The organism is Chryseobacterium endophyticum (assembly GCF_056333165.1).
Genome location: NZ_JBWGXE010000003.1, coordinates 329,797 through 343,759, shown reverse-complemented (window position 1 = coordinate 343,759; position 13,963 = coordinate 329,797). Strand labels below are relative to the sequence as shown.

Below are 13,963 nucleotides of genomic sequence, written 5' to 3'. Positions count from 1 at the left end.
CAAAGTACAAAGAAAAAATAAATTATTCAATAAATCAAGTAAAGAGTTGATTTTTTTGAAAAACGTTAACAAATTAATTTTATTGTATCACAATTTAATTATAAAATTTTCATTTATTTTGTAATTCAGAAATTTCAAAAATAAACATGAAACAAAAAATCTCGCTTTTATTTTTACTAAGCTTTGTATCAACCCTTTGGGCTCAAAGAATCTCCATTGAATGGGACGGCTCTAAAATCCGGGATTATGGCGATACAAAACTCAATCTCCCCAATTTTAAAAATCAAAGATTTTCATTCAGCCAAAATAACATTTTTATAACAACCAAGCAACAAGTTGGTGAAAAGCAGTTAAAAGTTTCTAATCCTGTCTGGGAAAATGTTTCCGGAAAAGATTTATTTGAAATCAGCAAAGATCTTCTGCCCGAATACGAGATCAAAGACGTTGCTTATTATAACGTGGAAGGACAACGTTATGCGAGCATTAATGTTGCTTTATTTAAAAGGGTAAAAGGACAGGTGCAGAGAATGTCGTCATTTGAAATTTCAGAGACAAATGCATCAAACAGTTTAGGAAGTACCCTAAAAGTAGGAACAACCACAAATCCTCTGTCGACAGGAAATTTTTATAAGATTAAAGTCGACAAATCCGGTATTTTCAAAATTACCAAGCAGTTTTTACAGGATAACGGCATTAACCCTTCATCGGTAAATCCCAAAAATTTCAGAATTTACGGGAACGGAGGAATTATGCTGCCTGAATACAATCAGGATGCGAGGTACAGCGCGCTCCAGGAAAATGCAATTCAGTTTGTCGGAGAAGATGACGGAGTATGGAACGACAACGATTATGCTTTATTTTATGCGCAGGGACCGAATGGCTATAACCTTTATGATAACTCAAACGGAAACGGCTTTAAAAGAGTTGATACAAGAGGCGACAGAAGCCAGAATGTGAAAAACATTTATGAAGACTATTCTTATTATTATATAAATTTTGATAAAGGTCCGGGAAAAAGAGTCTCTGTGGTCGACGTAAATCTTCCGTCTACTCCGCTTATTACAAGATTTGATAATTATCAGGTTGTCAATAATGATCAGAAGAACCTGATGAAAGTAGGCAGAATATGGGTAGAAGAAACGCCTTTTACGACAGATAAAGCAGTGAGTTTTACAACCGCATCACCTATTCAGGCCGGTGATGTGATCCGTTATAAAGCAAATGTAGTGGGTTACAAATCGCAGCAAAACAGCATTTCATTTGATCTCAATACTTTAAATCCGCAAACCAAGACGGTGCCTCCTATCGATAACGGAGCTACTCATGAATTTTATCCTGTGAACTACACGGGTACCATGACAGGATTAAGCGGAACACAGCTTACATTTAACCTCAAGCCAAATATAACAGTGAATCCCAACGGGAATTTCTTTTTAGATTATATTGAGGTTCAATATAAAGATAACCTGAATTTCAACGGGTCCCAGATGAGCTTCAGGGATTTCTCATTAGCAAGCGGAACGAATACCACATACGGATTCAGTCTGGCAAATGCTTCTTCGGCAGAACAGATCTGGGATGTTACGGATATCACCAATGCCAACAGGCGCGTAAATAAGGCTGCCGGAAATACCGTCTTCAATTTCGCCTATACAACATCGGATCAAAACTTTAACAATGAATTTGTCGCTTTCAGGGCTGATGCAGCTTACGCTCCTCAGTTTGTAGGCCGCATCAACAATCAAAATCTCTCCGCACTTCAAAATGTAGATTATCTGATTATCACAGTTCCGGAAATGATGGGACAGGCTCAGAGACTCGCCAGTTATCATCAGACGAAGAATAATTACAATGTACAAATTGTAGATACGGATAAAATATATAACGAATTCGGAAGCGGAAGCAGAGACCTTACCGCTATCCGTGATTTCGTTACCAAACTGAATACTCCTTCGGGCACATTAAAATACGTATTCATTCTGGGGGATACTTCGTATGATTTTAAAAACAGAGTTCCCAATAACTCCAATGTGGTAACGAGCTATCAGAGTGAAGAATCGTCCGATGTTGTAAGATCTTTCGTTACAGATGACTACATTGTGATGACGAAACCACAGACCAACGAACTCATCACAAACAACTTACCGGATCTTCCGGTAGGCAGGCTTCCCGCAGCCAATGTATCGGAAGCGACCAATATGATGGACAAAACCCTGGCTTACTACAACAGCCTGTCGGGACAATCGTCTCCTTTTGGAGAGTGGAGAATGAAGCTTGATTTTGTCGTAGATGATGATAATGACGGTGGAACACCATTCCATACCGTGATGAATAATTCTCTTGTAACTGTGTTTGAACAGTCTACATCGACCCAGCTTAAGGAATATAACGTAAGAAAATTATATCTGGATGCCTTTCAGGCACAAAGTACTGCCGGCGGACAAAGATATCCTCAGGTGAATCAGGCTATTTCAAATGATATCGGGAACAGCCTCTATATCTTTTACTTCGGACACGGAGGAATCAACGGATGGGCTCAGGAAAGGGTTTTAACTTTATCTGAGATTCAAAATGCCAACAACTTCTCGAATGTGTACAGCAGATTCCCTTTTGTCTCGACAATTACCTGCGAGTTTACCCTTTGGGACGATCCGGAAACCTCTTCCGCAGGAGAGCAGTTCATAAAATTAAAACAAGGCGGGCCTGCCGCTATGATTACGTCAAGCCGGGCTATCGGTGTAGGATATGGTGTCGATTTCACCAACCTGTATACCCAGAATATATTTAAGCTTACCAGCGATGATTTTGCAACCCTGGGACGTGCGCATTTAAATGCCAAAATTCAGTACGGACCGGCCAGCGACCATTTAAAAGTTAACTTCCTGGGCGATCCCGCTATGACACTGAGCAGACCTAAACGACTCCTTACGATCGACGATATCGAAACTCCGGTTCCGGGTCTGATCAGAGGTTTGGATTTCGTAAAGGTGAAAGGCCATATCAATAATCCGAACGGAACGGTGAATACTTCTTTCAACGGTCGTGTGGTCATCAATATTTTTGATAAAAAATTAAATAAAACCACTCTGAACAATGATGGCACCTTAACCCCGGTACTTAATTATACTGAAGAAGGAAGTGCTATCGTAAAAGCTTCGGGAACTGCTGTAAACGGTGTATTTACCGTAGAATTCTATGTACCGAAGGATATTAATTACGCCATCGGCCAGGGAAGAATTTTAGGATACGCAGATAATAAGGCCAGTGATGTTTTCAATAATCAGGCAGTGCAGGTCGGTGACATTAATCCAAACGGAATCAATGACAACGAACCTCCTAAAGTAAAGCTTTATATGAACAATACCAACTTTGCGGAAGGCGGCATTACAGATCAGAATCCGACCTTGCTGGCATGTATTACGGATGATACAGGAATTAATTCTACAGGATCTGGTATTGGTCACGATATTACTGTATATTTGGACGGCCAAATCATCAATACCGTAGTGCTGAATGATTTTTATGCTTCAGGAGAAGGAAACGGATGTTTAAGCCCGAGTCTGGCAGACTACCAAAAAGGCAATGTAACCTACCCTTTCAGGAATCTTGCGATAGGCCAGCATCAGCTGACGTTTAAAGTTTGGGATATAAACAATAATTCAACAACTGCAACGTTAAATTTTGAAGTTAAGGACGAAGCAGACCAGCACCTAGTGATCAACAGACCGCTAAACTGGCCGAACCCGTTTACCAATAAGACGTACATCCAGTTTGAGCATAATTGTGATGACATCCTTGATGTGAACGTTCAGATTTATACCATTACGGGAAAATTGGTAAGAACTTTATCTCAGCCGGTTGTCGCAGAACCGTTCCTACAGGGCTTTAGAACGCCCCGTCAGGCCATTGAATGGGACGGAAGAGATGATTTTGGTGCCACAGTAGCAAAAGGTACGTATATTTTTAAGATATTTGCAAAAAGTCAAAATCAAGAAAAATGCAAAGGAAGTGCTACAGCTGTAGAAAAAATGGTACTTTTGAAATAATTTTAAAACAATAACATAATAATATCAATAAAAAACTGATAATATATAAAAGACAACATATGAATTTAACTACTAAACTGCTTTTAGGAATTGGGTTAAGTGCTGGCTTTTTAGGCTATTCTCAAGATTTAAGTCTAGTAAGACCTGTATTAACCGGAGCTCCTTTCTTAAGAATCGCACCGGATGCAAGAGCTGGAGGTATGGGGGACCAGGGTGTCGTGACCTCTCCGGATGCTTTTTCACAATTCTGGAATGCGGCAAAATATCCTTTCAGCAGAACCAGTTCTTCTGTAGGATTAAACTACACTCCGTACATGGGGAAACTCACCAATGATGTGTTTTTATTATATGGAGCGTTCCATAAATTTTTAGGGCAGGAAGAGCGATCTACCATCTCAGCGAGTATTTATTACTTCAATATGGGTGAAGTGGATCTGACTCAGTTAGTAGGAAACGAAGTAACTTCGATGGGTACTTCCAAACCGAACGAATTCTCTATCGACGTTGCCTACGGTCTTAAGCTTTCGGATTCTTATTCCATGGCCGTTACCGGTAGATTCATCCGTTCCGACTTAGCCGGAGGGTTCAATACAGACACTACCCTTAAACCGGCAAATTCTTTTGCGGTAGACGTGTCCGGTTACTATACCTCTCCAAGATTTTCCAGCTTCGGAGGTATGGACGGAAAACTGAATGCCGGTTTTGCAGTACAGAACCTCGGTCCTAAGTTAGACTACACCGGAAATGAAGAATCAAGATCTTATCTTCCGACCATGGCAAGATTAGGGATTGGCTACGACATGTATCTTGACGATATGAACAGAGTAGGCATCAGCTTCGAAGGTTCAAAAATTCTGGTTCCCGGATCAGAATATGTAGGAACAGACCCGAACACGAGACAGCCTATTTATCAGGTTCCTAATGTTGGCGTAATGTCCGGTATCGGAAAATCCTTTAAAAACCCGAACTCGATCATGATGAGTGGTGCTTTGGAATATTCTTATGACAATGCATTCTCTGTAAGAACAGGTTATTTCCACGAAAGTGAAGAGCAGGGAGCAAGACAGTTTGCCACTGCGGGTATCGGTTTGAAATACCGTTCTTTCGGTCTCGACGTTTCTTACCTTATCAATGTGTCCAAAATCAATACGGCACTGGATAACACCCTACGTTTCGGTCTTACCTGGAACATCGGTGAAGAAACCTCCAATGTTGATTATTAAAAAATACCACATAGTATTGAAAAGTCTCATATTTTATGGGACTTTTCTTTTTTAGAAGCTGTTTCCCGCTGTCCACTGTATCTTTTTTCCCCTCACCTCTTCCACACGCAGAAAAAAGATGCCGTTTCCATCGGGGCTAGGATGGCAGACATTTTATACGAATTTAAGTTTACAATGATTCATGGTTTAAAATTTGATCAGTTTCAGATTTATATTTCACTATTCATTTTAATATTCAAAAAAATTCATGTTTGACCTGCCAACTAAAACTGACAATTCATATTTTACCCTTATTTTTGTAGCATGAACTATTCTGCGGAACTTAAAAAATTCGTTACCAGCCAATACGTATATTCTGCGATTAGAATTACACTGGCTACCGTTCTTCCGTGTCTCGTTCTTGCCCACTTCGGAATGCTGAAAGAATATTTTCTATTCCCTTTGGGTACCAGCTTTGTTGCGCTTACCGATCAGCCGGGGCCTTTTATAAGAAGAAGAAATGCCCTGACTTTTGCCATCATCTGCTTTGTATTTGTGGCATTGATCGCAAGTCTTGTAAAAAGTATTAAAATTCTGGTATTTGCCGAGATTATTGTTTTCGGAATGTTCTTTTCCCTTATCGGCGTCTACGGACAAAGGCTCGCCGCAGTAGGTTCATTATCATTAGTCGTTCTGGCTATCTTTATCGACGGGCATTTAACCGGGGCTAATATTTTTAAAAGCCTACTGATTTTCGCGTCCGGATGCACCTGGTTTTTACTGATATTCCTGATCGTGACAACCATTCAGCCGTATAAGCTGGCCAGCCAGATGATTGGGGAAAATTACCTTCAGCTTGCAGAATTTTTAAAAATCAAAGCCAATTATTACCAGAAAAATCCCGATTTCGATAAACTGACCACCCAGGTAATTGCCAAGCAGATCGAAATAAAAAACTTACAGGAAGAAACCCGCGAAACTGTTTTTAAAACCAGAACCATCGTAAACGAATCGACAACCACCAGCCGTCTTTTAATGCTGATGTTTTTGAATTCCATGGATCTGCATGAAAAGCTGATGACTTCCGAAAGCGATTACCAGAAACTGCAGAAGAGTTTTGATGACACCACTATTCTTGTGAAAATTCACGATTATCTCAACCTTCTGTCTGAGGAAATCACCAATATCGGAATATCGCTTCAGATCGGCACAAGAGCCAAAGCGATTTTCAACCTGGAAGAAGAGCTGAGGCATCTTAACCATGACTACTTCGAACTGCGAAACAAACGTATCTCCCCTGAGAATTTTGAAGACTTCATGGTTCTCAGACAGATATTGATGCGCATCAATGAGATCACCAAAGAGATTAATGAGATTTATAAAGTCTTTTCCCAGAATGTAAAGCTGGCTAAAAGTCTTTCCACAGGTCTCGATCTTAAAAAATTTATGCCGAATGAAGAAAAGCTCAATATCAAAGTATTAAGAAATAATATTTCGTTTTCATCTTCCCATTTCAGGCATGCGCTAAGAATTACCATCGCTTTACTGGTAGGATATTTGTTTTCCCTGTTTCAATTCCTAGGAATCGGACATACCTACTGGATTCTGATCACCATAGTAGCGATCCTCAAGCCCGCCTACTCGATCACCAAAAAAAGAAATTTACTGAGATTGTACGGAACCATTGCCGGAGCCACGATTGCCTACATCATCCTGCATTACATTCATGTCAATGAACTTCTTTTTACCATTCTCTTATTAAGCATGATTATGTGTTTCAGCTTTCTGAAGGGAAAATATTTCTGGGCCGTTTTGTTCATGACCATCTATGTTTTTTTAAGCTTTAATTTTTTAAGCCCGGGCAACGTAAATATTATTTTCAGGGACCGGATTGTGGATACGATGATTGCGGCGGTAATTACCTCACTGGTGGCGTATGTTGTCCTTCCGGTCTGGGAACACACACAGAACCTTGATTTAATGAAAAAATCTGCAGAAAGCAATCTCATTTATTTCCAAAGTGTGATTTCCAAGTTTCTGGAGGAAAAATTCGACATTGAAGATTATAAAGTAAAGCGTAAAAATGCCATTATCTCCTTGGCCAACCTTTCTGATAACTTTCAGCGAATGATCTCGGAACCGAAGAACCAGCAGAAAAAACTGGAAGTCGTTCATCAGTTTGTGGCGACCTCCCATCTGATCACCGCCTATACCGCTTCCCTTTCCCAATATGTGAAGGATGACGAAAAATATCCTGAGATCGATGCCGAAGGCTGGAGCCGTAAGATAGAAGCAGAAATGCAGAAAGTCTCCCATCTACTGAACGGCGATAAAATAACGGAAACCCTGAATATGGAAAGCCGGATAGAACCGGAAGATTCTCCTCTCGACGATCTTATTTTAAAAAGAAAAACCGAGATTGCAGAAAATGAAAGCTATGATCTTAGAGACCCTGATAAAATTTCACGTCTTACAGAGCTCAAAAATATTCATGACATCCTGGAGCTGATCTATGATGTGGCTAAAGAGCAGCGAAAAGTGATCGAAAAATACCGCAGCGAAACTGAAAATAAGGAAAGTTTAAAAGCTATTCCTCAACAATCGTAAAGCAGTACTCGTCAAAAAATTCTACCCGTGCCTTAAATTCGTCCGACATCGTTTCATCGTGCACCGTGCATTTGATATTATGAAGATATTTCAGTTCAAAAGGCTTTACTTCATAGTGCTTTTTCAGTGACCAGTGTTTCGAATGGTGAATTTTGTACATGCTTTCCTTCACGCTCCAGATAATGGTGTAGTAGGTCACCTCGTTATCAAATGGAATAAAACCCCTTTCATTTTCATACGTGAATTTATCGATTACCCTTAAAATTTTAGGATTAAATTTTTCAATATCAATCCCTATTTTATTTTTAGAAATGGCAATAGCGGCAAAAGGAAACGAGTGTGTGATTGAAATTTCTGCATCTTTCGGAGATAAAAAAGGCTCTCTTTCTTTATACAAAATTTTTGAATGCGGTTTTAAACCTTTGAGCAGCTTACGCACCATTAAAACCTCCAGCAGCTTTTTGGGATGATAGTCTTTCACTTTTTCTGCGTTCTCAGGCTCGAGAAGCTTTTGAATATCAAGATCTTCCGTTTCATCATATTTCCATACGAGAATCGTGGCATTATCATCAGAAAAATCTCTGTAAAGTGGCATCTGTTTATTTTATCTGGTAAAATTAGTGAAAAATTTGACTGTGAACGATTAAGTATGGTGACCGATGTTTAACACTAACGTTTTATGCATAAAAAAATTCACCTAAAATGATTAAGTGAATTTACCCTAATTAATTTAAAAACTATAATAATGAAAATGTTTCGTTTATCCTTTTGTGAAAAAATTATTTCGACTGATGGTTCTGGTCATTTCTATGTTCAAGAATCTCTAAATTTTCATTGACAAAATAGGCACTTCCAAAACCATTTACATAAGAGCCTTTCACAGGATGCAGACCAATCAGAATGAAATCCTGCATATCTGCGATAACATCCACCACTTTACCATGTGCTTCCTTTAATTGAGCAACAGCAAGGTTCCAGGTCGCGGAATCTCTTTCTATTTGTGAAACTGAAGCTTCAAAAGTCAGTCTTTCGCGTGCATAGATTTGCTTTGTGGCAGATTCGTCCTGGATAAGCATGACCGATGTTTTTCTTCCCTCAGCCAGATTTTGGGTGTGTTTTGCCATAAATGACACGAGAATATAGAAGGTCTTATCGATTTTGATAAACGGTGCATAGCTTGCATTCGGTGTTCCTTCTTCATTCATAGTGGCTAATATTACACTTTTGCTTTTTTCGATGAGCTCCTGTACTTTTGGGGTTAAGGGTTTGGCCGCTTTCTTAGCTTCTTCAGTAGTTGTATGATTCATGATTGATTTATTTTATACAAAAATAGTCTATTTAGAATAAATAAAAATAATTTTTATACCTGTATAAATTCATATAACGGATCTGGCCCCTAAGTTTTTTTATCTTAATTATTAGTTGTAATTTTGCATTCTTATTATCGTTGAATTTAAACCTATTCATTTACATATGAGTACTACAACACAATACATTCCTTACAAAGTGAAGGATATTTCCCTTGCAGAATGGGGGCGAAAAGAAATTACTCTTGCAGAAGCAGAAATGCCTGGCCTGATGTCAATCCGTGAAGAATACGGACCGTCTCAGCCATTAAAAGGAGCAAGAATCGCAGGATGTCTTCACATGACCATCCAAACCGCTGTGCTTATCGAGACGTTGGTAGCTTTGGGAGCTGAAGTTACCTGGTCTTCTTGTAATATTTTCTCTACTCAGGATCACGCTGCCGCTGCTATTGCTGCTGCCGGAATTCCTGTTTACGCCTGGAAAGGACTTAATGAAGAAGAGTTTGACTGGTGTATCGAGCAGACTTTATTCTTTGGTGAAGACAGAAAGCCATTGAATATGATTCTTGATGACGGAGGAGATCTTACCAATATGGTTTTTGATAAGTACCCTGAATTAACAAAAGACATCAAAGGACTTTCTGAAGAAACGACCACCGGAGTTCACAGATTGTACGAAAGAATGAAAAATGGCACATTGGTAATGCCTGCCATCAACGTTAATGATTCGGTAACCAAATCTAAGTTTGATAACAAATACGGATGTAAGGAATCTGCTGTAGATGCAGTAAGAAGAGCTACCGATGTAATGCTTGCCGGGAAAAGAGTCGTGGTTTGCGGATACGGAGACGTAGGTAAAGGAACAGCAGCATCTTTCAGAGGAGCCGGATCAATCGTTACGGTAACTGAAATTGACCCGATCTGTGCACTTCAGGCTGCCATGGACGGATATGAAGTAAAAAGATTGGATACGGTAGTAGATAATGCAGACATCATCATCACGACAACCGGTAACTTCAACATCGTAAGAGCTGAACATTTCCTTAAAATGAAAGATAAAGCGATCGTTTGTAATATCGGTCACTTCGACAACGAAATTGATATGGCATGGTTAAACAAAAACTACGGTCATACAAAATCTGAAGTAAAACCTCAGGTGGACATCTACACCATTGAAGGTAAAGAGGTTATCATTCTTGCTGAAGGCAGACTGGTAAACTTAGGCTGCGCAACAGGACACCCAAGTTTTGTAATGTCTAACTCTTTCTCTAACCAGACTTTAGCTCAGATCGAACTTTGGAATAATGCTGCGGCTTACAAAAACGAAGTGTACACATTGCCAAAGCATCTTGATGAAAAAGTTGCAGCCCTTCACCTTAAGAAATTAAGCGTGGAACTGGAAACACTTTCTCAGGAACAGGCAGACTATATCGGAGTAAAAGTAGAAGGACCATTCAAACCTGAATATTACAGATACTAATTGCATTTAGATATAAATACGAATCCCATTATTCAAAGTAATGGGATTTTTTTTGTTTAATGCTGTGACGACGAACAGAAGAATTCTTATTTTTGTGAAATTAATTTTGATTATGAAAAAGTTTCTTCTGCCTGCTACAGTATTGGGTTTCTCTCTGATTCTAAGCAGTTGCAGCCCTACCGATGAAAATCCGGAAAACCCAAACGCGGGAACAGAACCACAAATGCTGTTGAGTAAAATCACTACGGTCTACTATGACAGTCCTTCAAATCCTGAAACAACGGTTTCCACGCTTGAATATAATAGCCAGCGCCAAGTGACGAAAATTTTATCCGAAGGCAGATCTTCAACCTACGAATACGATGCTTCAGGAAGACCCGTAAAAACAAATTACTATAAACCAGACGGCAGCTTGGAATATTCCAATACCTATACGTACAACGGCGATCAGCTTGAAAAAACAATGGCCACCTACAGCAATCCTGACTATAACCGGACCATAACGTATATGTACAATAACGGTAAAGTAATTTCTTCTACCCTATTACAGCCTGCCAGCAACCCAATTACTGATTCCTACACCTATATCGGTGAAAACATATCTTCTGAAATACATGAATCGTCGGGAGGAATAATCCCAGCAATAAAAAGAGAATATTCTTATGATAACAAATCAAATCCCTTTACCAATTCCAATAAACACCTAAAAACGATGATGGGCGGAGCTTATACATTAAGTCCCAACAACTATACAACAGAAAAGATCAGCTATAAGACAAATTCCGGTAGCTGGACAGAAAGCCAGGTCAACACTTATGAAATTCAGTACAACAGTGCTCAGCTTCCTACTCAGGTCACCGGAAAAGATGCAAATGGCAATAATACTGTTAAATACAACTACGAATATATATCGTTGTAGAGGTAATACCTCGAATGAATTTGACAGCAATTTTTAGAATTTTTATTGATATTAATTAAAAAATAATATCTTTAAAATTAATTTTAAAATTACATTTAATGAAAAAGCAAAATGTTTCGAATGCCTTCGTTGCTGCATCATGGATCGCCTTAGGAGCTGGAATGATCGGTTTTATCGTAGGTCTGGCAAGAGCGGAAATGCAGCTCAATGAAAAAGGCTACTACTTCACCATTCTTTTATATGGTTTGTTCGCAGTAGTTTCCCTGCAAAAGGCGGTACGTGACCGATTGGAAAATATCAAGGTAACCGATATTTATTACGGAATCTGCTGGTTTGCCACCCTCTCCTCCATTGTACTACTCGCCATTGGCCTCTGGAATGCGACTATTCTCCCAAGTGAAAAAGGGTTTTACGGATTTGCATTTTTACTGGCGCTGTTTGGGGCCATTGCAGTTCAGAAAAACACAAGGGACAATATGACCCAGGAATAAACGATCAACTCTCTTTAAAAGGAGAGTTTTTTATTTCAGGTATTAAAAAAAAAGACCAGCCTTAATTGTACTTAAGTTCTCCATTCAGATTACAATGGCCGGGAATAAATGTATTACAATCTGGAACCCAGATAATCCAAGTACCAATGCCTTTACTAACGGATAAAATATCTGCAGCTCATAATTTTGTGAGCTGCTTTTTTATTATTTCTGTCAAACGTAGAATCTCAAATTCATAAAACACTAAAATAACTGCGGCTCACGAAAATCGTGAGCCGCAGATATTTATTGTTAAGGCAAAGTTTACCGGTCAAAATGATTGGGATGCTTCGCTTTGATATCATCTACTGTTCCCAATACTTTATCTTTCAAAGAATCCTGGTATTTCTGCAGGTTTTCCGCCACCAGCTTATCGGAACTGCCAATGATTTTTGCCGCTAAAATTCCGGCATTCAAAGCACCGTTCAAAGCAACCGTAGCTACGGGAATACCTCCGGGCATCTGAAGGATAGAAAGAACGGAATCCCATCCGTCAATAGAATTGCTTGATAAAATAGGAACGCCGATTACGGGCAATGTCGTACAGCTGGCTACCATTCCCGGAAGGTGTGCCGCCCCGCCTGCTCCGGCAACGATGACCTTTAAACCTCTTTCCTTAGCTGTTTTTGCGTAATCAAACATTCTTTCCGGCGTTCTGTGTGCAGAAACAACCGTCAGTTCATAGGGAATGTCCAAAGACTTTAAAAAATTGGCCGCCTGTTCCATAACAGGCAAGTCACTCTGACTTCCCATAATAATTCCTACCATATCGTCTGTATATTAGATTTTCAAAGATAAAAAATTAATAATCTTCATGCAAAAGGGTGCAAAACTTGTTGCCGTCAAAGGCAAACTGACCGGCTGCACATACCAGCCATTTTTTAATCTGTATTTTTGCTGAATATACACCACCATTTTGAAAGATTATAAACTTACACTTGCCATCCTCACCGTTGCGATTGTCTGGGGAACTACATTTTTATCCATCCGTGTTGCGGTAGAAACAATTCCTGCCTGGTTTGTGGCGGGGATCCGTCAGTTCCTGGCAGCGGTCATTATGCTTATGATCCTTTTATATAGAGGCCAATTCCAATGGATCGGCTGGAAAAACCTGGGCTACCAGCTGATATTCTCATCTTTAATGCTGATTGTTGCCAACGGCCTCACAACAGTAGCTGAAGAAACGCTTACCAGCAGCCTTACCTCCCTGATCAGTGCTACCTCGCCCATCATCGTATTCTTGGGAAGCGTCGGCCTCGGGCTGCAGAAATTTACCATCAGAGCGCTTGTAGGAGTCCTGATGTGCTTTGGGGGAATTACTTTTATTTTCTGGGATGGCATCCACGACCTGGCCAATCCGGATTACCGGTTTGGGATACTTTTATTGTTCTGTGGAATTTTAGGTTGGGCTTCCGGAACAATTTTTACCAAAAAGATGAATATACAAAGCCGCAATATCTCTCTGAATCTTTTTTACCAGTTTGCTTTTGCCGGCATTATCCAGATCATCTTTGCTTTTCTGTTTACCGACGATTATCATTTTGAAAACTGGTCTGTAAAAAGCATTTCAGCCATGCTTTATCTGGCATTATTCGGCTCCGTCGCTGCGTTTTTTGCATATCATTATGCTTTAACAAAAGTTTCACCCGTTCAGGTTTCTATCTTAGCGTACGTCAATACTATTATTTCCATATTCCTGAGCTGGCTTATCCTTAATGAAGAAATTTCCGCAAAATTCATTACAGCTGCGATCTTAATTATCCTTGGCGTTTTTGTCATCAATTATAACCGTGAAATGTTCAAAAAGCAAAGAATTGAATAACCTTATTTTAACCTGAGTTCGGGATAAGTTTATATAAAACGTAAAGTTAA

Annotated in this window: 10 protein-coding genes; 7 read left to right on the top strand and 3 right to left on the bottom strand. The window is 39.5% G+C overall.

The genetic code is table 11. The features are described 5' to 3' along the window. The first annotated feature begins 146 nt into the window (after positions 1-146). The 3 genes from porU (at position 147) to AC0N32_RS09705 (ending at position 7,855) form a co-directional block, all read left to right on the top strand. Positions 147-4,046: a type IX secretion system sortase PorU gene (gene porU, locus AC0N32_RS09715; RefSeq protein ID WP_476393653.1), complete on the top strand. Its 3,900-nt coding sequence runs from the start codon at positions 147-149 to the stop codon at positions 4,044-4,046. 59 nt (positions 4,047-4,105) lie between these two features. Next, positions 4,106-5,269, top strand: a complete 1,164-nt coding sequence (porV, locus tag AC0N32_RS09710) for a type IX secretion system outer membrane channel protein PorV (RefSeq protein WP_476393652.1) — start codon at positions 4,106-4,108, stop codon at positions 5,267-5,269. Positions 5,270-5,572: 303 nt separating this feature from the next. After that, positions 5,573-7,855 (top strand): FUSC family protein, encoded by a 2,283-nt coding sequence (locus AC0N32_RS09705; protein ID WP_476393651.1) that lies wholly within the window; start codon positions 5,573-5,575, stop codon positions 7,853-7,855. Here AC0N32_RS09705 and AC0N32_RS09700 read toward each other — a convergent pair. Together AC0N32_RS09700 and AC0N32_RS09695 are read right to left on the bottom strand one after the other, a co-directional pair. After that, positions 7,836-8,450 carry a 4'-phosphopantetheinyl transferase family protein gene (locus tag AC0N32_RS09700; protein ID WP_476393650.1) on the bottom strand — a complete coding sequence of 205 codons (615 nt, stop codon included), beginning with the start codon at positions 8,448-8,450 and terminating at the stop codon, positions 7,836-7,838. The two genes, AC0N32_RS09705 and AC0N32_RS09700, sit on opposite strands and share 20 nt — an antisense overlap. A 184-nt stretch (positions 8,451-8,634) precedes the next feature. Next, the gene (locus AC0N32_RS09695) at positions 8,635-9,162 is read right to left on the bottom strand and encodes a HugZ family pyridoxamine 5'-phosphate oxidase (RefSeq protein ID WP_476393649.1); all 528 of its coding nucleotides are present in this window, start codon (positions 9,160-9,162) and stop codon (positions 8,635-8,637) included. A 166-nt stretch (positions 9,163-9,328) separates the two neighbouring features. Between AC0N32_RS09695 and ahcY the strand changes: the two genes are divergently transcribed. The 3 genes from ahcY (at position 9,329) to yiaA (ending at position 12,052) form a co-directional block, all read left to right on the top strand. Then, positions 9,329-10,642: an adenosylhomocysteinase gene (gene ahcY, locus AC0N32_RS09690; RefSeq protein WP_476393648.1), complete on the top strand. Its 1,314-nt coding sequence runs from the start codon at positions 9,329-9,331 to the stop codon at positions 10,640-10,642. Positions 10,643-10,754: 112 nt separating this feature from the next. After that, the gene (locus tag AC0N32_RS09685) at positions 10,755-11,561 is read left to right on the top strand and encodes a hypothetical protein (RefSeq protein ID WP_476393647.1); all 807 of its coding nucleotides are present in this window, start codon (positions 10,755-10,757) and stop codon (positions 11,559-11,561) included. A gap of 98 nt (positions 11,562-11,659) precedes the next feature. After that, positions 11,660-12,052 carry an inner membrane protein YiaA gene (gene yiaA / locus AC0N32_RS09680; protein ID WP_476393646.1) on the top strand — a complete coding sequence of 131 codons (393 nt, stop codon included), beginning with the start codon at positions 11,660-11,662 and terminating at the stop codon, positions 12,050-12,052. Between the two features lie 303 nt (positions 12,053-12,355). Here the strand turns inward: yiaA and purE are convergent, their stop codons facing one another. Continuing rightward, positions 12,356-12,859 (bottom strand): 5-(carboxyamino)imidazole ribonucleotide mutase, encoded by a 504-nt coding sequence (purE, locus tag AC0N32_RS09675; protein WP_476393645.1) that lies wholly within the window; start codon positions 12,857-12,859, stop codon positions 12,356-12,358. A 148-nt stretch (positions 12,860-13,007) separates the two neighbouring features. Here purE and AC0N32_RS09670 point away from each other — a divergent pair, with 148 nt between their 5' ends. Continuing rightward, the gene (locus AC0N32_RS09670) at positions 13,008-13,913 is read left to right on the top strand and encodes a DMT family transporter (RefSeq protein WP_476393644.1); all 906 of its coding nucleotides are present in this window, start codon (positions 13,008-13,010) and stop codon (positions 13,911-13,913) included. The last annotated feature ends 50 nt before the right edge of the window (positions 13,914-13,963 follow it).